The 19,772-nt window shown below is 72.9% G+C and carries 17 protein-coding genes; 2 read left to right on the forward strand and 15 right to left on the reverse strand.

Going from position 1 to position 19,772, the window contains the following annotated elements:
- Position 1 precedes the first annotated feature (1 nt).
- The 4 genes from JK361_RS09760 to JK361_RS09775 all read right to left on the reverse strand — a co-directional run bounded on the left by JK361_RS09760 (position 2) and on the right by JK361_RS09775 (position 3,665).
- A complete protein-coding gene (locus JK361_RS09760; protein WP_201815319.1) occupies positions 2-1,330 on the reverse strand; it encodes a WxL domain-containing protein in 1,329 nt (442 codons plus the stop codon).
- 271 nt (positions 1,331-1,601) lie between these two features.
- The gene (locus JK361_RS09765) at positions 1,602-2,078 is read right to left on the reverse strand and encodes a hypothetical protein (protein WP_201815320.1); all 477 of its coding nucleotides are present in this window, start codon (positions 2,076-2,078) and stop codon (positions 1,602-1,604) included.
- A 383-nt stretch (positions 2,079-2,461) separates the two neighbouring features.
- Entirely contained in the window at positions 2,462-2,815 is a 354-nt protein-coding gene (locus tag JK361_RS09770) for a cytidine deaminase-like protein (RefSeq protein ID WP_201815321.1), read from the reverse strand.
- 28 nt (positions 2,816-2,843) lie between these two features.
- Positions 2,844-3,665: a helix-turn-helix transcriptional regulator gene (locus JK361_RS09775; RefSeq protein WP_236052807.1), complete on the reverse strand. Its 822-nt coding sequence runs from the start codon at positions 3,663-3,665 to the stop codon at positions 2,844-2,846.
- Between the two features lie 145 nt (positions 3,666-3,810).
- On the opposite strand from JK361_RS09775, the gene JK361_RS09780 reads away from it, so the two are divergent.
- A complete protein-coding gene (locus JK361_RS09780) occupies positions 3,811-5,250 on the forward strand; it encodes an MFS transporter (protein ID WP_201815323.1) in 1,440 nt (479 codons plus the stop codon).
- Here JK361_RS09780 and JK361_RS09785 read toward each other — a convergent pair.
- From JK361_RS09785 to JK361_RS09815, 7 genes are all read right to left on the reverse strand, one after another.
- Positions 5,212-5,571: an MmcQ/YjbR family DNA-binding protein gene (locus JK361_RS09785; RefSeq protein WP_201815324.1), complete on the reverse strand. Its 360-nt coding sequence runs from the start codon at positions 5,569-5,571 to the stop codon at positions 5,212-5,214. The genes JK361_RS09780 and JK361_RS09785 overlap by 39 nt on opposite strands.
- Positions 5,568-6,869: a hemolysin family protein gene (locus tag JK361_RS09790; protein WP_201815325.1), complete on the reverse strand. Its 1,302-nt coding sequence runs from the start codon at positions 6,867-6,869 to the stop codon at positions 5,568-5,570. Before JK361_RS09790 ends, JK361_RS09785 begins: the two co-directional genes overlap by 4 nt.
- A gap of 7 nt (positions 6,870-6,876) precedes the next feature.
- Positions 6,877-7,374: an rRNA maturation RNase YbeY gene (gene ybeY, locus JK361_RS09795; RefSeq protein ID WP_201815326.1), complete on the reverse strand. Its 498-nt coding sequence runs from the start codon at positions 7,372-7,374 to the stop codon at positions 6,877-6,879.
- Positions 7,375-7,389: 15 nt separating this feature from the next.
- Positions 7,390-8,460 carry a PhoH family protein gene (locus tag JK361_RS09800; RefSeq protein WP_201815327.1) on the reverse strand — a complete coding sequence of 357 codons (1,071 nt, stop codon included), beginning with the start codon at positions 8,458-8,460 and terminating at the stop codon, positions 7,390-7,392.
- Between the two features lie 414 nt (positions 8,461-8,874).
- Complete coding sequence (locus JK361_RS09805; protein ID WP_201815328.1) at positions 8,875-10,032, reverse strand: carbohydrate kinase family protein; 1,158 nt, start codon at positions 10,030-10,032, stop codon at positions 8,875-8,877.
- A 71-nt stretch (positions 10,033-10,103) separates the two neighbouring features.
- Entirely contained in the window at positions 10,104-11,444 is a 1,341-nt protein-coding gene (locus JK361_RS09810; RefSeq protein ID WP_201815329.1) for a glucarate dehydratase family protein, read from the reverse strand.
- Positions 11,441-12,337 (reverse strand): 5-dehydro-4-deoxyglucarate dehydratase, encoded by an 897-nt coding sequence (locus JK361_RS09815; protein ID WP_236052811.1) that lies wholly within the window; start codon positions 12,335-12,337, stop codon positions 11,441-11,443. The genes JK361_RS09810 and JK361_RS09815 overlap by 4 nt, the downstream gene beginning before the upstream one ends.
- A 367-nt stretch (positions 12,338-12,704) precedes the next feature.
- Between JK361_RS09815 and JK361_RS09820 the strand changes: the two genes are divergently transcribed.
- On the forward strand, positions 12,705-14,069 hold the full coding sequence (locus JK361_RS09820; protein WP_201815331.1) for an MFS transporter: 1,365 nt from the start codon (positions 12,705-12,707) through the stop codon (positions 14,067-14,069).
- On the opposite strand, the gene JK361_RS09825 is transcribed toward JK361_RS09820, so the two are convergent.
- The 4 genes from JK361_RS09825 to JK361_RS09840 all read right to left on the reverse strand — a co-directional run bounded on the left by JK361_RS09825 (position 14,042) and on the right by JK361_RS09840 (position 19,730).
- Positions 14,042-15,046, reverse strand: coding sequence for an adenosine deaminase (locus JK361_RS09825; protein WP_201815332.1), 1,005 nt, complete (start codon positions 15,044-15,046; stop codon positions 14,042-14,044). The two genes, JK361_RS09820 and JK361_RS09825, sit on opposite strands and share 28 nt — an antisense overlap.
- Before the next feature lie 20 nt (positions 15,047-15,066).
- Positions 15,067-15,972 carry a ribonuclease Z gene (locus tag JK361_RS09830; RefSeq protein WP_201815333.1) on the reverse strand — a complete coding sequence of 302 codons (906 nt, stop codon included), beginning with the start codon at positions 15,970-15,972 and terminating at the stop codon, positions 15,067-15,069.
- Positions 15,973-15,978: 6 nt separating this feature from the next.
- Positions 15,979-16,332: a histidine triad nucleotide-binding protein gene (locus JK361_RS09835; protein WP_201815334.1), complete on the reverse strand. Its 354-nt coding sequence runs from the start codon at positions 16,330-16,332 to the stop codon at positions 15,979-15,981.
- Between the two features lie 113 nt (positions 16,333-16,445).
- Positions 16,446-19,730 (reverse strand): S41 family peptidase, encoded by a 3,285-nt coding sequence (locus JK361_RS09840; protein ID WP_201815335.1) that lies wholly within the window; start codon positions 19,728-19,730, stop codon positions 16,446-16,448.
- Between the last annotated feature and the right edge of the window lie 42 nt (positions 19,731-19,772).

Here is a 19,772-nt window from a genome sequence, read left to right on the forward strand (position 1 = left end):
GTCAGGTGAGGGTGAGGGTCAGGACACCGGCGTAGGAGCCCGGGGGCGTGAACGCGGGTATGTCCAGGGAGAGTCCGGCGTCGACGGTGAACTCACCGCCGGTGAGTGTGCCGTTCGCGGTGGACGCCAGGGTCGCCCCCGAGGTGCCCACGGTGCCGGCCGAACCGGGCTTGCAGGTGCTGGGGCTGCCCGCCTTGGCCGTGCAGGCCGGTGACCAGCTCAGCTTTCCGGCGTCGATCTTGGCACCGGGACCGGTGAAGTCGGTGACCTTGCCGGTCAGGGACCAGCCGGCGGGCCCGCCGCGGAAGTCCTTGACGGTGACGGTGTTCAGGCTGCCGGTGGAGGCTCCGCCCTGGCCGAAGTCGACCGCCGACAGGGCGACGGAGTCCCCGGCCTGGGACATGGACAGGGTGCCCGCCTTGACGGTGGTGGTCAGCTTCTGGCTGCCGTCCGGCACGGGCGTGTCGTCGTTGACGACGTAGGCGGCGGGCCCGGCGCCCTTGTCCGCGTTCCAGGAGGCGCCCTCGTAGGCCACGATCCCGGTCGTCGTCTTGTCGTTGACGACGAGGGAGCCGCTGAAGGAGCCCTGGGCGTTCGCGGTCACGGTCGCGGTGTCCGCGGTCTGCCTGTCGCCGGCCCGCCCGGCCAGGGTGACGGCCGCGCCCGGAGTGAAGTTCGTCCCGCTGACGGTGACACCGGCTCCGGGGTCACCGGAGGCGGAACCCAGTGAGATGGCCCGGGTGTTGGCCGGGGTGCCGTCGGTCGCGGTGATGGTCTCCGAGGCCGGGGCGGGCGGGGTGATGACCGTGCAGGGGGTGTCCAGCTCCAGGATGTAGCTGGTGTGGATGTTGTAGTCGCCGGGCGAGAGGGTGATCTGCCCGGGCTTGGTGACGGTGAACGTGCCGGTCATGGAGAAGGACGGGAAGGCGGCCCGCCCCGGCACCGGGGGGTTCTTCTTCGGTCCGGCGACGGTGACGGCGCCGGTCTGGGCACCGCCGAGGGCGATCTTTCCGGTCGGGGTCATGATGTCGGCCGGCAGGGCCAGGTCGGTGGGGTTGCTGGCGGCGGCCGTGACGACGGTGTAGGTCACGGTGACCGTGTCGCCGACCTTGGGACTGGTGTTGTCCACCGACACGTTCGCGGTGGTGGTGCCGTCGATCGGCGGAATGCCGGCGACGGCCGGCGGGATGCAGTGCGTGGCGAAGTCCACGTTCGTGCCGGCGGCGCCGGCCGGACAGGCCAGCGCGCCGCCCGCGGTGACCGCGAGGGCGGTCGACCCGAGCAGTGACGCCCAGCGCCACCGTCGGGCTCTTCGGGGTGTCGCACCCATGGGCCCCCTCCTGAGGGTTGCTGGCGCAGCGGCTCTTCTGCGCCGACAGGGGGCATTGATGTGGAGCGGGGGTGAGAAGTCAATGGAGATGCCGCAAAAACCTGACGGATCATCAGTTTCTGCGGCATCCCGGGGAGTTACGGCACGATCCGGAACAGACCACTCAGCCGCACCGGCCCGCTCTGCCAGCGCGGGCCGATCCGCCGGACCGGACCGCTCCACCGACGACCGGTCGGCGAACGGATCGGCCGGTGTGCGGTCGGCCCGCCGGTCAGTCGAAGACGAACGGGCCGGGCGACTGCTTGGCCGTGGCCTTGCAGGTCACGGTGACACCGAAGATCACCATCTTCAGCGAGCCGCCGTACGCCTCCAGGCTGTCACCGGAAGCCACGGTGCCGGGCAGCGGGCCGACGCTGACCGCCGAGCCGCTGGGCATGGCCGGGTTCTTCGTCCCGCTGAAGACGGTGGTGCCGCCGCTCGCCTTGACCAGGGTGAGCGTGGAGGTGATCGAGTCCTGGGCCACCGCGACCGGTGCCTTGATCGCGGAGGAGGTGAGGGTGATGGTGGCCGCGTTGCCGCTCTGGGTGGCGGTGAGCGTGGCCGCGCCACCGCCGAAGATGCCGCAGCTCGCGTTGATGGTGGCCGTCTGGGGAGTGACGGCGGCCGCGGTGGGCGCGAAGGCGAGTCCGGTGACCGCGAGGGCCCCGGCGGCCAGGGCCGCACCCGTTGCCGTGCGTTTGCCTCTCATGGGGATCCGCTTCCCTTTCCTTGTGGGGGGAGTGCCAGGTGGGGACGCCGACGGACGGGGAGGCCCGAGCAGACGGGTGCGGGCGCACTGCACGGCGATGCGGATCTGACGGTCCGTCGGACGCTACGAGGTCCATTGACGCGGACCGGCCAGCCCCCAACAAGGTTGAATTCCAGCCGACCTTTTGTTCGGTCGACACCCTCTCGGCCGGCCGGACGGGTGGGCGGATCGGCGAACAGGGGGCCAGGCCTGTTGCGCTGATCAGCCGGCACCTCGGACGAAACGCTTCACCTCTCCGGCGAGGCCGACCGCAGCAGCGTCCACACGCATGAGAGCGCGGAACCCGCGCCTGAGAAGCGCACCGTGCGGAGCCCCCTGGCGCCTCAGCCTGCGGAAACGGTTTCCCGCACGACGCCGTCCGCACCGGCGAGCAGTACCGGCGTCCCCGCACCCCCCAGGTCGGCCACAGCAGCCAGGTCCTCGGCAGCGACCCCCTCCGCCTCGCTCACCACAGCCGCCGCCTCCAGCGACCGCGCCCCCGAAGCCACGGCCATGGCAACAGCCGTACGCAACGCGCTGAGCTTCAGCGAAGCCAGCTCCACCGACCCGGCGACATACGTACGCCCGGTCTCGTCCCGTACGGCCGCCCCCTCGGGCACACCGTTGCGGGCCCGGGCGGAGCGGGCCAGGGTGACGATCTTGCGGTCCTCGGGATCAAGCGCGTTGGTCTCGGTCATGCCCCGAGCATACGAAGCCACGGCGGGATCACCCCGCCACGGGGTACATGGCACCCCGGCGCCCCTCCGGAGACGCCAGCCACTCCAGCTTCGCCGCGGTGTTCTCCTCGTCCAGCGGAGTGTGCAGCACGATCATCAGATCGGGCCGGACCGGCACCTTCATCACGGTCGACTCCACGACCAGCGACCCGACCAGCGGATGGTTCAGCTCCTTGCGGATCTGTCCCTGGTCCTCGATGTCCCGCTCGGCCCACAGGGCCCGGAACTCGGCGCTGCGGGCGGACGCCTCGGCGAGCACCGACCGGAACCCCTCGTCGTCCGGCCGGGCCGCGCACGCGGCCCGGAACTGCGCGACGACCGTGCGGGCGTTCCGCTCCCAGCTGCCGCTGCGCGACCGGTACAGCGGATCCACGAAGAAGTCGACCAGGCAGTTCTGCGTGTTGTCCGGCCGCATCCCGAGCACGATCGCCGCCGCGTCGTTGTACATCACGCAGTTGTAGTACACGTCCATGATGTGGGCCGGATACGGCATCCAGGTGTCGATCAGCCGCCGCAGCCCGTCGCACATGTCGCGCTTGTCCGGCGCCACTTGGGGTGCCGGCGGGTTCAGGTCCGCCAGCAGGTACAGGTGCCGGCGTTCGGCGTCGCTGAGCCTGAGCACCCGGGCGACGGCGTCGAGCACCTGCGGGGAGACGGAGATGTCCCGCCCCTGCTCCAGCCACTGGTACCAGGAGGCGCCCACACCGGCGAGCACGGCGACCTCTTCCCGGCGCAGTCCCGGCGTACGGCGCCGGCCGCCGCCGCCCGGCAGGCCGGCCTCCTCGGGACGGACCCGGGCCCGCCGGCTCATCAGGAACTCGCGCAGCTCGTTGCGCCGTTGACTCCTCGTCGCCCCCGCAGCAGGCACGTGCCCTCCCCCGTCGTCACTGGTGGTGCCACCACCACCATAAGTTCCGACTCCCCAGCCGTATTCCCATCGCCCGATGCTCGTGGACATGGCGATCGACACCACCACCCACCCGTCCGCGTCCACGGACGTACCGCTCGGCACCCCCCGGCTGTCGACGCGCGACAAGCTCGTCCTGTTCGTCCTGTGCGCGGCCCAGTTCATGGTCGCGCTGGACTTCTCCGTCCTCAACGTGGCCCTGCCGGTCCTCGGCGACGACCTCGGCATGAGCCGGTCCGCCCTCCAGTGGGCGGTCACCGCGTTCGCGCTGCCCTCCGGCGGCTTCCTGCTCCTGTTCGGCCGCATCGGCGACCTGTACGGCCGCCGCAGGCTGTTCCTGACCGGTCTGGCCGTGTTCGGCGCGGCCTCCCTGCTGGCGACGCTGGCCTGGGACCCCGCGTCCTTCCTCGCCGGCCGCGCGCTCCAGGGCCTCGGCGCGGCGGCGATCGTACCGACCGGCATGTCCCTGCTGACCACCACCTTCCCGGAGGGGCCGGCCCGGGACCGCGCCCTCGGCATCTCCGGCACGCTGCTGTCGCTGGGCTTCACCGTCGGCATGGTCGCGGGCGGTGTGCTGACGGACACGCTCGGCTGGCGCTCCACGATGGCCCTGCTCACGCTGTTCGCGCTGGTCGTCCTGCCGCTCGCGCCCGGTCTGCTGCCGGAGTCCCGTACCCCGCAGCGCCCGCGGCTGGACGTGCCCGGAGCGGTCACCGTCACCACCGGTCTGCTGTCGCTGATCTACGCCCTGTCCACGGCCGCCGACCACGGCTTCGGCCGGACGGACGTCATCAGCACGCTGATCGCCGGCCTGCTGCTGCTGACCGCGTTCACCGCGATCGAGTCCCGCTCCGCGGCGCCCCTCGTCTCGCTCCCCATGCTGCGCCGCCGCACGGTGGCCTGGGGCAACCTGGGCGGCCTGGTCACCTTCTCGATGATGTCGACGGTGGTCTTCGTGCTGACCCTGTACCTCCAGGAGGTCCTGCACCTGTCGGCGTTCGAGACGGGCCTGGTCTTCGGCGTCCAGGGCGTCCTGTCGGCCGTCGCCGGCACGTTCGCGGCCAAGGTCGTCGGCCGCTTCGGCGCCCGCCGCACCCTGGTGGGCTCGCTGACCGGTCAGGGCGCGCTGGTGGCGGCCCTGTTCCTGCTGAACGCCCACACCTGGTCGGTCTGGCTCGCCACGGCCGCCGTGTCCCTGGCGAGCATGTGCCACCTGGGCGCGATCATCTCGTACGGGATCACCGTCACCTCCGGCGTCCCGGACGAGGAGCAGGGCCTGGCCACCGGCCTGGTGACCTCCACCCAGCAGGTCGGCATCACGGTCGGCATCCCGCTGCTGGGCGTGCTGGCCACCACCTCGGACGACCTGCTGGCCGGGGCGCGCACGGTCTTCGCCCTGGACGCCGTCGTGGTCCTCGCCGCCGCCGTCCTGGTCGGTCTCGGACTCAGGTCACGGACGGTCGAGCCGCAGCCGCTCGGCACGCGGTAGACCGGCGACGACCAGGTCGTACGAGTCCTCGATCAGCTCCCGGACCATCCGGTCCGGGAGTTCGCCGTCGACCGTGACGGTGTTCCAGTGCCGTTTGTTCATGTGCCAGCCGGGGACGATCAGCCCCTCGTGCTCGCCGCGCAGCCGGATCGCGTCCTCGGGGTCGCACTTGAGGTTGACCGTCAGGGGCCGTGCGTCCAGGCTCGTCAGTGCGAACATCTTGCCCAGCACCTTGAAGACCGAGGTCTCCGGGTTGAACGGGAAGTCCTCCACGGCCGCGTTGAAGGACAGACAGAAGGCGCGCAGCTCCGGCGGGGTCACCCGGGTTCGTCCTCCTCGGCGACGGGCACGGGCACCGGCTCCACCAGCACGGTGACGATCTTGTTGCGACGGCCGGCGGCCGCCTCCGCCGTCAGCCGCAGGCGGCGGCCGTCGGGCAGGTCGACCATGGCGGAGGCACCGGCGATGGGGACCCGGCCGAGCGCCTTGGCGAGCAGTCCGCCGACGGTCTCCACGTCCTCGTCGTCGTACTCCTCCAGGCCGTACAGCTCGCCGAGGTCGGTGATGTCCAGGCGGGCCGTGACCCGGAAGCAGTCGTCGCCGAGGTCCTCCACGGGCGGCAGTTCCCGGTCGTACTCGTCGGTGATCTCGCCGACGATCTCCTCCAGGATGTCCTCGATGGTGACGATCCCGGCGGTGCCGCCGTACTCGTCGATCACGACGGCGACGTGGTTGCGTTCCTTCTGCATCTCGCGCAGCAGGTCGCCGGCGTTCTTGGTGTCGGGCACGAACACGGCCGGGCGCATGGCCGTGGACACCAGGTCGCCCTCCGCCTCCCGGTTGATGTGCGTCTTGCGGACCAGGTCCTTCAGGTACACGATCCCGACGATGTCGTCCTCGCTCTCGCCGGTGACCGGGATCCGGGAGAACCCGGAGCGCAGGGCGAGGGTGAGGGCCTGGCGGATGGTCTTGTACCGCTCGATGACGACCAGGTCGGTGCGCGGCACCATCACCTCGCGCACCAGGGTGTCGCCCAGTTCGAAGACCGAGTGCACCATGCGGCGCTCCTCGTCCTCGATCAGCGACTCCTTCTCGGCGAGGTCGACCAGCGCCCGCAGCTCCGCCTCCGAGGCGAAGGGGCCGCGCCTGAAGCCCTTGCCGGGCGTCAGCGCGTTGCCGATGAGGATCAGCAGCGAGGGGATGGGGCCCATGACCCGGGCCAGCGGCAGCAGCACGTACGCCGCCGCGGTGGCCGTGTTGAGGGGGTGCTGGCGGCCGATGGTGCGCGGGGAGACGCCGACGGCGACGTACGACACGAGCACCATCACGCCGATGGCGACCAGCAGGGCCTGCCAGGTCGCGGTGAACTCCTGGAGGCAGGCGTAGGTCACCAGCGCCGCGGCGGCCATCTCGCAGGCCACGCGGACCAGCAGGGCCACGTTGAGGTAGCGGGTGGGGTCGGCGGCGATCTGGGCGAGCTTGGCGCTGCCCCGCCGGCCGGACTTGGCGGCCTCCTCGGCGCGGAAGCTGGAGACGCGCGCGAGGCCCGCCTCCGCGCAGGCGGCGAGCCAGGCCACGACGACCAGCGCGATCGCGCCGACCACGATCTGCACAGACATGGGCCGCTTACGAGACGGTCGGCGCCGGGGACGGCCCGGTCAGGCCGCGCTCGGACCGCCAACCGTCCACGATGGCGGCCTGGAGACCGAACATCTCGGCCTTCTCGTCGGGCTCCTCGTGGTCGTAGCCGAGCAGGTGCAGCACGCCGTGGACGGTGAGCAGCTGGAGCTCCTCGTCCATGGAGTGCTGCGTCGGGGCCTCCGCCCCCTGCTTGGTGGCGACCTCCGGGCAGAGCACGATGTCGCCGAGCAGCCCCTGCGGCGGCTCCTCGTCGTCCTTCGACGGCGGCCGGAGCTCGTCCATCGGGAACGACATGACATCGGTCGGCCCCGGCAGGTCCATCCACTGGATGTGCAGCTGCTCCATGGCGTCTTCGTCCACGACGATCACCGAGAGCTCGGAGAGCGGGTGGATGCGCATCCGAGCGAGCGCGTAGCGGGCGATGTCGAGGATCGCCTGCTCGTCTACCTCGGTGCCGGACTCGTTGTTGACGTCGATCGACATGGTGGTGCCGTGTCTCTACTTCCCCTTGTGCCCGGACCGGCCCCGGCCGCCCTTGTGGGTGCCGTTCTCGGTGCCGTGCTTGCTGTCGTACACCTCGTACGCGTCGACGATACGGCCCACCAGCTTGTGCCGTACGACATCGTGGGACGACAGCCGGGAGAAGTGGACGTCCTCGACGCCCTCCAGGATCTCCTGCACCTGCCGCAGACCGCTCTTCGTGCCGTTCGGCAGGTCGACCTGCGTCACGTCACCGGTGATCACGATCTTCGAGTCGAAGCCGAGGCGGGTGAGGAACATCTTCATCTGTTCGGGGCTGGTGTTCTGGGCCTCGTCCAGGATGATGAAGGCGTCGTTGAGGGTGCGGCCGCGCATGTAGGCGAGCGGCGCGACCTCGATGGTCCCGGCTGCCATCAGGCGCGGGATCGAGTCCGGGTCGAGCATGTCGTGCAGCGCGTCGTACAGCGGGCGCAGGTACGGGTCGATCTTCTCGTAGAGCGTGCCGGGCAGGAAGCCGAGCCGCTCGCCCGCCTCCACCGCGGGACGGGTCAGGATGATCCGGTTGACCTGCTTGGACTGGAGGGCCTGCACGGCCTTGGCCATGGCCAGGTAGGTCTTGCCGGTGCCGGCGGGGCCGATGCCGAAGACGATCGTGTGCTTGTCGATCGCGTCGACGTACCGCTTCTGGTTGAGGGTCTTGGGGCGGATCGTGCGCCCGCGCGAGGACAGGATGTTCTGCGTCAGCACCTGCGCCGGGGTCTCGGGCCCGTCGCTCGTCCCGTTGTCGCTCGCCTTGAGCATGGCGATCGAGCGTTCCACTGCGTCCTCCGTCATCGGTTGCCCGGTGCGGAGCACCAGCATCATCTCGTCGAACACGCGCGAGATCAGGGCGACGTCGGCCGGGTCGCCGACCGCGCTGATCTCATTGCCCCGGACATGGATGTCGGCCGCCGGGAAGGCCTTCTCGATCACGCGCAGGAGGGAGTCGCCGGAACCCAGCACGGTCACCATGGGGTGCTGGGCGGGGACGGTGAACTGCGCTCTCGCCTGCTCCTGCGCGGGTGTGTGAGCTGTGGGTGTCTCTGTCATGGGCCGGCGCTTAAGGCCTGCGCTTCCTCCTCGTCACGGCCGCATAGCTGAGGGCGGCCTCGCGATTCCAGGGTACGACGGTGGACTGACAACCCCGTAGGGCTTTTCCCGGGCCCACATCCCACCCCACCGCCCCGCCCCGAAAGCCCCCGTACGGCCACTTCCCGCCAGACAGAGCCGGAACCCCGCACGGCCACCTCTCGGCGGACCGAGTCGGGAACGCGCTGCGGCCACTTCTCGGCGGACCGGCCCGGAGACCCCGTACGACCACTTCACGGCGGACCGAGCCGGAACCCCGTAACGACCACCTCTCGGCGGACCGAGTCGGGAACGCGCTGCGGCCACTTCTCGGCGGACCGAGTCGGGTGGGTGGGTGGGCGGAATGGGGGGCCAGGGGCGGAGCCCCCGGGGGCGTCAGCCGGACCGCCCGAACCCGATCGTCGGCACCGCCCGCCGCAACGGCCACGGCCGGTCCAGCCGCTCCGGCACCAGCCCCTCCAGAAACGCGTACCGCTCCAACGCCTTCGGCTCCTGCCCCGGCAAGGACTGCACGCGCCGCCACCACGCCCCGATCTCCGACCACCCCGGCGCCGACAGCGACCCCCCGAACTCCTGCACCGACAACGCGGCCGTCAGGCCCGCGAACGCCAGCCGGTCCGCCAGCGGCCACCCCGCCAGGGAACCCGTCACGAACCCGGCGACGAACACGTCCCCCGCCCCGGTCGGATCCAGCGCCTCCACGGCGATCGCGGGCACCTCGGCCGCCTCCCCCGTACGCCGGTCCACCGCGTAGGCCCCCTCCTCTCCGAGGGTCACCACGGCCACCGGCACGTACTCGCTCAAGGCGTGCGCGGCCACCCGCGGGCAGTCCGCGCCGGTGTACCGCTTCGCCTCCTCCGCGTTGGGCAGGAACGCCTCGCAGTGCTCCAGGTCGGCCAGGCCGCACAGATCCCACGCGCCCGTCTCGTCCCAGCCGACGTCGGCGAAGATGCGGGTGCCCGCACGGGCGGCCTCGGCGATCCACGGCGCGCTGCGCCCCGGGGTGAGGGAGGCGACGGCGGCCCGCGCGCGGGGCGGGCGGGCCGGGGCCGCGTCCGGGAGGAACAGGGTCTGGGGCGGCGGCTCGTGCCCGTGGGAGACCATGGTCCGCTCGCCCTCGTACGCCATGGAGACGGTCACCGGGGAGTGCCAGCCGGGCACGGTCCGCGAGGCCGAGAGATCGATGCCCTCGCCCTGCTCCAGGGCGTCCCAGCAGTACTCGCCGTAGTGGTCGTCGCCGAAGGCCGCGGCGAGGGCGGTCCGCAGGCCGAGCCGGGCCAGGGCGGCGGCCATGTTGGCGACCCCGCCGGGACTGGAGCCCATGCCCCGGGCCCAGGACTCGGTGCCGCGGACCGGCGCCGAGTCCAGGCCGGTGAAGATGATGTCGAGGAAGACCGTGCCGGTGAGGTAGACGTCCCAGGGCGGGTCTTCGGCGGCGCGCAGCGTGGCGAGCGGGTCGATCCGGGTCTGGTGGCGTGCTGCCTGAGTGAGGTGTTCCGGTTCCTCTCCGGTGAGGGTGTGCGACGGCGTCACGGTGCGCTCCCTGGCGTGGTGCGGTTCTGGCCAGTGTGCACCAGGTCACGCACCGCAGACCCCTGCGCCGGTCACCAGCGGGGCATCACCGGTGTCCGCCAGCCGGGCCGCGCGGTCCGCATCGCCGCCGCGTCGTCGCGGTCCCGCAGCGATCCGTCGTCCTCGGCCCACCGCCGGTGCAGCCGGGCGAGTTCGTCCCGGTCCAGCTCGACGCCGAGGCCGGGCGCGTCGGACACCGCGACCCGGCCGTCCACGAAGGCGGTCCGCTCGGTGAGGACGTCCTCGGTCTGCCAGGGGTAGTGGGAGTCGCAGGCGTGGTGGAGGTCCGGGACGGTGGCGGCCACCTGGGTCATCGCGGCGAGGCTGATGCCCAGGTGCGTGTTGGAGTGCATGGACACCCCGACCCCGAACGCGGCGCAGACCGCGGCGAGCCGCTGGGTGTTGCGCAGCCCGCCCCAGTAGTGGTGGTCGCAGAGCACGACCTGCACGGCGTCGCGCGTGAACGCCTCCTTGATCTCACCGAAGGTGGTCACGCACATGTTGGTGGCGAGGGGCAGGCTCCCCCGTCGTCCGCCGCCGCCCCCGCCGGGGGCGCTCCGCGCCGCCGTCCTCAGTCCGGCGGCCACCTCCGCCATGGCGGGCGTGCCCAGGGTCGGGTCCTCCAGGTACTCCAGGACGTCGCCGAGTTCCCTCGCCACCTCGAGCGAGGTCGCGACGGACCAGGCGCCGTTGGGGTCGAGCCGCAGCGGGTGGCCGGGGAAGGCGTCGGCGAGGGCACGGACCGCGGCGATCTCCTCGTCGGGCGGGAAGACCCCGCCCTTGAGCTTGAACGACCCGAAGCCGTGCCGCTCCCGGAGCCCGCGGGCCTGTTCCACCACCCCCGCCGGGTCGAGCGCGGCGCCCCACTCGTCCGGCTCGGCGGGGACGCCCGCCGGGTGCCCGGCCCATTTGTAGAAGAGGTAGGCGCTGTACTCGACCGCGTCACGCAGCCTGCCGCCGAGCAGCGCGTGCACGGGCAGGCCGAGCGCCTTGCCCTGGGCGTCGAGGCAGGCGACCTCGAAGGCGGACAGCACGGACAGCCGCAGTTTGTCGGCGGACTGCACTCCGCGCAGCCCGCCGGCGTCCGTCCGGCCCTCGACCCCGGAGGCGTCCACGGCGAGGTCGATTCCGAAAAGCCCGTTCACATCCATGACCGAGCGGCCGGTGAGGAGTTTCGCCAGCGACCGGGCCGGTTCCAGGTACTTGGCGTCGCCGTAGGTCTCGCCGAGCCCGGTGATCCCGTCGGCGGTGACGATCTCCACGATCAGCCGGGGGGTGTACGGCTGGTGCACGCCCTGGGTGTTGAGCAGTGGGGCGTCGGCGACCAGGATCGGGGTCAGCCGCACCTCGGCGATGGTCAGGTCACGGGTCACAGAGAGGCTCCTACGAGGTTGAGTCCGGCGGCGAGGAGGGCCTTCAGGTCGGCGAGGTCGGCGGGTGCGGGGTCGGTGAGCGGGGCGCGCACGGGTCCGACGCGCTGCCCGCGCAGCCGGGCCGCCGCCTTCACCAGGGACACGGCGTATCCGGGTGCGCGGTCGCGGAGTTCGACGAACGGGACGTAGAAGGCGCGCAGCAGCTTGTCGACGGTTTCGCCGTCGTCGTCGCGCAGCGCGGTGAAGAAGGCGCCGGCGATCTCCGGGGCGAAGGCGTGGACGGCGGAGGAGTAGGCGGGGACGCCGACGGCGGCGTAGGCGCGGGCCTGGATCTCGGCGGTGGCGGCGCCGTTGAAGAAGAGGAAGCCGTCGGGGGCGGCGAGGGTGAGGCGCTGGAGCCGGTCCAGGTCGCTGTGGCCGTCCTTGAGGCCGATGACGTTCGGGATGCGGGCGATGCGGCGCAACGTCTCGACGCCGTAGGCGACCTGGCCGCGCTGGTAGGTGATCAGCGGCAGCCGGGTGCGGGCCGCGAGCCGCTCCAGCTGGGCGGCGAGGCCGTCCTGCGGGGCGTCGGTCAGATAGTGCGGCAGCACGAGCAGGGCGTCGGCGCCGGCCTGTTCGGCGATCCGCGCGAACCGGGCGGCCTGCGCCCAGCCGTATCCGGTGCCGGCCACCACGGGCACCCGGCCCGCCGCCTCCTCCACGGCGAGTGTGACGACGCTCCGGTACTCCTCCTCGTCCAGCGAGAAGAACTCGCCCGTGCCGCAGGCCGGGAAGAGGGCGCCGGGCCCGGCCGCCAGCCGGCCGGCCACATGGGCGCGGCAGCCGTCGGGATCGAGGGTGCCGTCGTCGTGGAAGGCGGTGAGCGGGAAGGACAGCACGCCGTGCGCCATCCCCTCCCGCAGTCGCCGCGCCACGTTCTGCGGAACCGGGTCGCCGCCCACCTGACCATCTCCCCTTATGAATGTCGTCCATGTATGAGAACTCAGGCTAGGGAGGTGAACGCGCGGCCGTCAATGACGGGACACCCGGGAGCGCCTCCCCCGCGCCGCCGGAAGGAGGGCTCCCGGAGCCCGGGAGCGCACGCTGCTACCCGGCTCCACCGACCCCAAACGCAACCGTGATCCGGATCACATCCCCCGATCTTCTTCCGGAACCGCGTGCTTGATACAACTTGCTCGCGCGTTCCTGTCCGTCGACGGTCGTCGCCCACTCCCCCCTCTTTTCGAGCCGCTCCTTCCGCCTGCCCTGGGAACGCCCGTGTCCGCCCCCCGCACCCTGCCCTGGCCCCTCGTCGCCCTCTTCACGGCCGGGTACCTCGCCCCCTACCTGCTGCCGACCACCGTCGGCAGACTCGACAGCGGGCTCCCGCTCACCGCCACCGAGGCCGGCGCCATCGGCAGCGCCCTGCTGCTGAGTTCGGCGACCGCGGGCTTCCTGCTGGCCTCCCGCGTCGACCGGATCGGTCCGCGCACCCTCGCCCGGGCCGGCCTCGCGCTCGCCGCCCTCGGCTACGGCTGGGCGGCCCTCACCGGCGCCGTACCGGCCGTCGTCGCGGGCGCGGTCGTCGGTGGTCTCGGGTCCGGAACCGTCACGGCGGTGGCCGCGAGCGGCATCGCCGCCCTGGGAGTGCCCCCGGCCCGGACGGAGCCGGGAGCCCGGGCGTGGGATCCGCACCGGGTCACCACGCTGGGCCTGCTCGGCGTCTCCGCCCTCGCGGGCGCCCTGTACCTGACGATCCCCCGCCTCGGCCCCGGGCACGGTTTCCCGCCGGCCGCCATCGCACTGACCGCCCTAGCCGTCTGGCCGCTCACCGGCCGGCTGCCCGGTCGCACCGCCCCGGCCCGCACGGCCGTCACACACGGCCGGCTCCCGCACCTCGGGGCCGGACTGCTGCTGGCCGCCGCGATGCCGTTCTGGTCCCTGGCCCAGAACTCCCTCTGGGGGGTCAGCGGCCGGATCGGGCTCGATCAGGCCCGTCTCTCCGAGGTCGCCGTCGGCGCGGTGTTCGCGGTCGCGCTGGGCGCCGCACTCGTCGGGGTCGTGGGCGCGGGCGCGCTCGGGCAGCGGCTGGGCCAGGCCGTGCCCATCGGCGCCGGTACGACGCTGATCGCGGGCTGCATCGCGCTCAGCGCGTCCGCGCGGGACCTGACCGCCTTCGCGGCGGGCGAGATCTCCTGGAACCTGCTGTACCCGATCGTCCTGTCGTACGTCATCGGCCTCGCCGCCTCCCTCGACCCGCGCGGCCGCTGGGCGGTCCTGGTCGGCTCGGCGTCCTCGCTGGGGACGGCGGCGGGACCGCTGACGGGGAGTGTGCTGGCGGCGGGCACGGGCTTCCCGGTGATGGGGCGGGTGCTCGGCACCGGGCTGCTGCTGATCGCCGTACCGATGACGGCGGTGGCCCTGCGGGCCGGCCGGCGCCCCCGGACCGTCGCCGGACTCCCGGTCGTGGAGATCCCCGTTCCGGAGGCCCCCGTCGCGGAACTCCGCGGCCCGGACATCACCTTCGAGGAACTCCGCGGCACGTCGGTCCCGGTCGCCGGACTCCCGGTCGTGGAGGTCCCGGTGGAGACGCCCGTCGTACCCGCACAGCGCGCCTACGACACCGCGTCGCCGAACTCGTAGGCGTCGACCTCGGCGAGGTAGCGGGCCCTGCGTTCCTCGTCGTCCTCCAGGAAGGAGGCGACGAAGGAGTTGCGGGCCAGCTCGCGCAGCCGGTCCTCGCTCAGGCCCAGGGTCTCCCGTACGGCACGGAAGTTGTCCCCCGCGTACCCGCCGAAGTACGCCGGGTCGTCGGAGTTGACCGTGCACAGCAGGCCGGCGTCGAGCATGGCCGGCAGCGGATGGTCGGCCAGGGTCTCCACGGCACGCAGCCGGACGTTGGACAGCGGGCACAGGGTGAGCGGAACGCGCTCCCGGACCAGCCGCTCGACCAGGGCCGGATCCTCCAGGCAGCGCAGCCCGTGGTCGACGCGCTCCACACCGAGCACGTCCAGCGCCTCGGTGATGTAGGCCGGCGGCCCCTCCTCACCGGCGTGCGCGACCCGGCGCAGTCCGAGCGCGGCGGCGGCCGCGTAGACCTCCCGGAACTTCGCCGGCGGATGCCCGACCTCGGCGGAGTCCAGGCCGACGCCGGTGATCCGGTCCAGGTACGGTGTCGCGGCCTGGAGCGTCTCGAGTGCCGAGTCGGCGGACTCGTCCCGCAGGAAGCACATGATGAGCCGGGTGGAGATGCCGTGGTCGCGCTCGCTGCTGCCGAGCGCCCGCCACAGCCCCTCCACGACCGTGCCCAGGCTGACGCCCCGCGCGATGTGGGCCTGCGGATCGAAGAAGATCTCCGCGTGCCGCACGCCCTGTGCGGCGGCCCGGGCGAGGTAGGCGCCGGCCAGGTCGGCGAAGTCCTGCTCGGTGCGCAGGACGGCCATCAGCTCGTAGTACAGGTTCAGGAAGGACTGGAGGTCCTTGAACCGGTAGGCCTCGCGGAGTTCCTCGGTGTCCGCGTACGGGAGGGTCACGCCGTTGCGGGCGGCCAGCTCGAACGCCAGCTCCGGCTCCAGGGTGCCTTCGACGTGGAGGTGCAGTTCTGCTTTCGGGAGGGGCATCAACGCATCGTACGGGCGCGTCACCGCCGTTTCGGAACCGGCACCCGCAGCAGGTCGTGCGCCACCGACAGCTCCCCCTCGAACCCGGCCGCCCGCGCCTGCCGCTCGAACTCCTCGGGCTCGGAGTAGCGCTGGCTGAAGTGGGTGAGGACGAGGTGGCGCACGCCGGCGTCCCGGGCCACGGCTGCGGCCTGTCCGGCCGTCAGATGCCCGTGCTCGACGGCCAGCTCCACGTCGTCGTCGAGGAACGTGGACTCGATGACGAGCAGGTCGCAGCCCTCGGCGAGCGCGTACACGCCGTCGCAGAGCCGGGTGTCCATGACGAAGGCGAACCGCTGCCCGCGCCGCACCTCGCTGACGTCCTCGAGCGTCACGTCCCCGAGCCGCCCCTCGCGCTGGAGGCGGCCCACGTCCGGGCCCCGCACGCCGTGCGCGGCGAGCCGCTCGGGCAGCATGCGGCGGCCGTCGGGTTCGACCAGGCGGTAGCCGTAGGACTCCACCGGATGGGAGAGCCTGCGGGCTTCCAGGGTGTACGCCCCGGTCACCGCGAGAGGGCCGTCGGCGGCCACCGGGGCCTCGGTGAGCGGGACCGTCTCCCGGTAGGCGGTCGCGTACCGCAGCCGGTCGAAGAAGCGCTGACCGGAACGCGGGTAGTGCGCGGTGACCTCGTGCGGCACCTGGTCCAGGTTGATCCGCTGGATGACTCCCGCGAGACCGAGGGAGTGGTCACCGTGGAAGTGCGTGACGCAGATCCGGTTCAGGTCGTGGGCGGCGACCCCGGCGCGCAGCATCTGCCGCTGTGTGCCCTCGCCGGGGTCGAACAGGATGCCCTCGCCGTCCCACCTCAGCAGATAGCCGTTGTGGTTGCGGTGCCGGGTCGGAACCTGGCTGGCGGTGCCGAGGACCACCAGTTCACGGACGGACATGCCGAGTTACCCGGGCGGCCACTGCAGGCCACGGCCACCGAGGACGTGGGCGTGGGCGTGCCAGACGGTCTGGCCGGCTCCGCTGCCGGTGTTGAAGACGAGGCGGTAGCTGTCCAGCTTCTCCTCGTCGGCCACGGCCTTGGTCTCGGCGAGGACGTCGGCGGCGAGCTGCGGGGCGCCCGCGGCCAGCTCGGCCGCGTTCTCGTAGTGCGCCTTGGGAATCACCAGGATGTGGGTCGGGGCCTGGGGGTTTATGTCCCGGAAGGCCACGGTCGTCTCGGTCTCGCGGACGATCGTCGCCGGGATCTCCCCCGTGACGATCTTGCAGAACAGGCAGTCGTCCTGCGGTTCTCCGGCCATGCGTGTGCCTCCTGTGATCAATACCGTGGGCATGGTAGTCGGTCGGGTGCGGGTCGTCCGCGGTTGATCGCGCCGCCCGGCGGAGCCGCGGACCCGCACGGCTCCGCGGCTCCTCAGGCCGGCAGCTCGGGAGGTGTCCTGGCGGGTGTCGCCTCCAGGGCCTCGAGCGCCAGCCGGACGGCCTCGTCCAGCTGCGCGTCCCTGCCCTCCACCCAGTCCTGCGGGCGCTGCACGACCTCCACGTCGGGGTCCACCCCGTGGTTCTCCACGTCCCAGCCCTGGCCCTCCAGCCAGATCGCGTACTTGGGCTGGGTGACCAGGGTGCCGTCGACCAGGTGGTAGCGGCTGTCGATGCCGATGACGCCGCCCCAGGTGCGGGTGCCGACGACCGGGCCGATGCCGAGGGCCCTGATCGCCGCGTTGACGATGTCGCCGTCGGAGCCGGAGAACTCGTTGGCCACGGCGACGACCGGGCCGCGGGGTGCGTCGAGCGGGTAGCTGGTGGGGCGCATGCCGCGCGCGAAGTCCCAGCCGACGATGCGGCGGGCCAGCTTCTCGACCACGAGCTGGGAGGTGTGCCCGCCGCGGTTCTCCCGGACGTCGACCACCAGGCCTTCCCGGGCCACCTCCACGCGCAGGTCGCGGTGGATCTGGGCCCAGCCGGGGGCGTGCATGTCCGGGACGTGGAGGTAGCCGAGCCGGCCGGCGGAGGCCGCGTGGACGTGGGCGCGGCGGCCGGCGACCCAGGCGTGGTAGCGCAGGGGTTCCTCGTCGGCGACGGGGACGACGACCGTGTGGCGGGGCTCGCCGCCCGCGGCCGGGGAGACGGTCAGCTCGACGGGGTGGCCGGCCGTGCCGACGAGGAGCGGGCCGGGCCCCGTCACCGGGTCGACGGGGTGGCCGGCCACGGCGATGATCGCGTCGCCGGGGCGTACCGCGACGCCGGGCGCGGCGAGCGGGGAGCGGGCGTCCGGGTCGGAGGTCTCCGACGGGAGGATCCGGTCGATGCGCCAACTGCCGTCCGGGTGCCGGGAGATGTCGGCGCCGAGCAGGCCGTGCCCGGGACCGCCGGAACCGCCGGGCGGGGTGACGTAGGCGTGCGAGGTGCCGAGTTCGCCGTGCACCTCCCAGAGCAGGTCGACCAGGTCGCTGTGGGTGGCGATGCGGCCCAGGAGGGGGCGGTAGCGGTCGAGGACGCCGGTCCAGTCGACACCGCCGAGGTCGGGCCGCCAGAAGTGGTCCCGCATGAGCCGGCCGGTCTCGTCGTACATCTGCCGCCACTCGGCGGCCGGGTCGACGGTCTGGCGGACCCGGGCCAGGTCGACGGTGACGCTGGTGTCGCCGTCGTCGTCGGTGCCGGTACGGCGGTCGGTGGGCACGACCCGGAGCCGGCCGTCGGTCCACAGCAGGACGCGTCTGCCGTCGCCGCTGACCTCGAAGTGGCCGGCGTCGGAGGCGAGGTGTTCCAGCCGGCGCTGGGCGAGGTCGTACCGCTCCAGGTGGGTGTGCGGGTCGGGGTCCTCGGGGTGGGCGCGGGACGTGCCGAGGACGCCCTGCACGGGGTGGCGCAGCCAGAGGACGCCGTCCTTGGCGGCGCGCAGCGTGGAGTAGCGGCCGGCCTCCACCGGGAAGGGCACGATCCGGTCGGCGAGCCCCTCGGGGTCGATGCGGGTGGTGGGGGTGCCCTCGCTGTCGGGGGTCTCGTCCTTGTCGGGGGTCTCGAAGGGGCGGCCGTGGCGCTGCGGGCCGAACGGCGAGGGGGTGGCGGCGGCCAGGGTGATCAGGTGCGGGCGGGCGCCGGCCACGAAGGCGAGGTCGAAGACGTGCTCGTCGTAGACCGGGTCGAAGGCGCGGTGGGAGAGGAAGGCGAGGTGTCTGCCGTCGAGGGTGAAGGCGGGCGCGTAATCCTGGAAGCGGAGCGGGGTCGCCTCGATGACCGAGAGGTCGGTGGTGTGGGCGACACGCAGTTGGGAGAGCGGGCGGGGGCCGGGGTGGGCCCAGGCGAGCCAGGCGGAGTCGGGGGAGAACGCGAGGCCGGAGACCTCGCCGTCGTCGCTGCGGTCCACCTCGCGGACCTCGCCGGTCTCCCGCTCGACCAGGAGCAGTCTGCCGTCGTGCGCGGCCACGGCGGCCCGGCTGCCGTCGGGGGCCACGGCCAGCTCCAGTACGCGGCCGAGCTGTCCGGCGGCCAGGCGGCGCGGGGGCGCGCCGGGCACGGTGCCGCTCGCGGGGGCGAACTCCAGGGAGTCGTCGCCCTCGGCGTCCGTCACCCACACCGCCCACTCCTCGCCGTCGGCGCGGAAGGCGCGCGGCATCCGGGCGCGGACGCCGGGGGTGGCGCCCAGGGCGCGGGCGGGGCCGGAGCGGTGGGTGACCCAGTGGATCCCGCCGCGCACACAGACGGCGCTGCCGCGCGCGGTGTGGTCGGGGGAGGCCTCGCCGAACCAGCGGGAGGCGTCGACCGGACGCGGCCTGAGGTCGACGCGGGGCCCGCCGAGCCGGATGTCCAGCCGGCGCGGCTCGGCGCCCTCCAGGTCGTCCAGCAGCCAGAGTTCACCGGCCGAGGCGTAGACGACCCGGGTGCCGTCGCCGGCCGCGTGCCGGGCGTAGAAGCCTCCTCCGTTCCCGGCCCCCGCCCCGCTCCCGGCCTCGCCCGGGCGGGGGGTGCCCCCGAGGGCCGTGTGCCGGCGCAGGTCGGAGCCGTCGGCGAGGGAGGAGTACAGCGCGCCGGTGCCCTCGTGGTCGGAGAGGAAGGCGATCCGGTCACCGGCCCACACCGGGCACTCGATGTTGCCGTCGATCTCCTCGTGCAGCCGTACGAACGCGCCGGTGCCCTCCTCGTCTCCGGCGGTCCGGTCGATCCACAGCTTGCCCGCCGTACCGCCCCGGTAGCGCTTCCAGTAGGCGGCCTCGCGGCCCATCGGCGCCGACAGCAGCACGGTGGCCGGCCCGAGGGCCAGGCCGCCGACCGGGCCGTAGGGCAGGGTCTCGGCCGGTCCGCCGTCCAGCGGGACGGCGTGCGCCCAGCTGTGCCGGAAGCTGGGCCGGCCGTGCGCGCCGAGCGCGAGCACCCGGCCGTCCGGGGTCCAGCCGTGCACCTCCGTACGGCGGTTGCCCCAGTAGGTCAGGCGTTCGGCGGGGCCGCCGTCGACGGGGGCGACATGCACCTCGGGGGCGCCGTCCCGGAAGGAGGTCCAGGCGAGGTGTCTGCCGTCCGGCGATATCCGCGGCCGGGTCACCGGCACGTTGTCGGCGCTGACCCGCCAGGCCCGGCCGCCCCCGAGCGGCGCGAGCCACACGTCGTCCTCGGCGACGAAGGTCACCAAGTCGCCGTGCACATGGGGGAATCGGAGGTAGGCGGAGCTTTCCGTGGTTCCCGTCGAGGCACCCTGAGTCACGCGGTCACTCTACGCAGCGACCGGTGCTGCCGCTCCCGGTTT

The organism is Streptomyces musisoli (genome assembly GCF_016741855.1).
GTDB lineage: Bacteria > Actinomycetota > Actinomycetes > Streptomycetales > Streptomycetaceae > Streptomyces > Streptomyces musisoli.

Bases quoted from the DNA above. Each gene is read 5' to 3' on its own strand.
- JK361_RS09830 (WP_201815333.1), bottom strand. From the start codon at position 15,972: ATGTCCGTCCGTGAACTGGTGGTCCTCGGCACCGCCAGCCAGGTTCCG.
- JK361_RS09800 (WP_201815327.1), bottom strand. From the start codon at position 8,460: ATGACAGAGACACCCACAGCTCACACACCCGCGCAGGAGCAGGCGAGA.
- JK361_RS09760 (WP_201815319.1), bottom strand. From the start codon at position 1,330: ATGGGTGCGACACCCCGAAGAGCCCGACGGTGGCGCTGGGCGTCACTG.
- JK361_RS09780 (WP_201815323.1), top strand. From the start codon at position 3,811: ATGGCGATCGACACCACCACCCACCCGTCCGCGTCCACGGACGTACCG.
- JK361_RS09775 (WP_236052807.1), bottom strand. From the start codon at position 3,665: ATGAGCCGGCGGGCCCGGGTCCGTCCCGAGGAGGCCGGCCTGCCGGGC.
- JK361_RS09835 (WP_201815334.1), bottom strand. From the start codon at position 16,332: ATGGCCGGAGAACCGCAGGACGACTGCCTGTTCTGCAAGATCGTCACG.
- JK361_RS09815 (WP_236052811.1), bottom strand. From the start codon at position 12,337: ATGGCGCACGGCGTGCTGTCCTTCCCGCTCACCGCCTTCCACGACGAC.
- JK361_RS09770 (WP_201815321.1), bottom strand. From the start codon at position 2,815: ATGACCGAGACCAACGCGCTTGATCCCGAGGACCGCAAGATCGTCACC.
- JK361_RS09765 (WP_201815320.1), bottom strand. From the start codon at position 2,078: ATGAGAGGCAAACGCACGGCAACGGGTGCGGCCCTGGCCGCCGGGGCC.
- JK361_RS09790 (WP_201815325.1), bottom strand. From the start codon at position 6,869: ATGTCTGTGCAGATCGTGGTCGGCGCGATCGCGCTGGTCGTCGTGGCC.
- ybeY (WP_201815326.1), bottom strand. From the start codon at position 7,374: ATGTCGATCGACGTCAACAACGAGTCCGGCACCGAGGTAGACGAGCAG.
- JK361_RS09825 (WP_201815332.1), bottom strand. From the start codon at position 15,046: ATGCCCCTCCCGAAAGCAGAACTGCACCTCCACGTCGAAGGCACCCTG.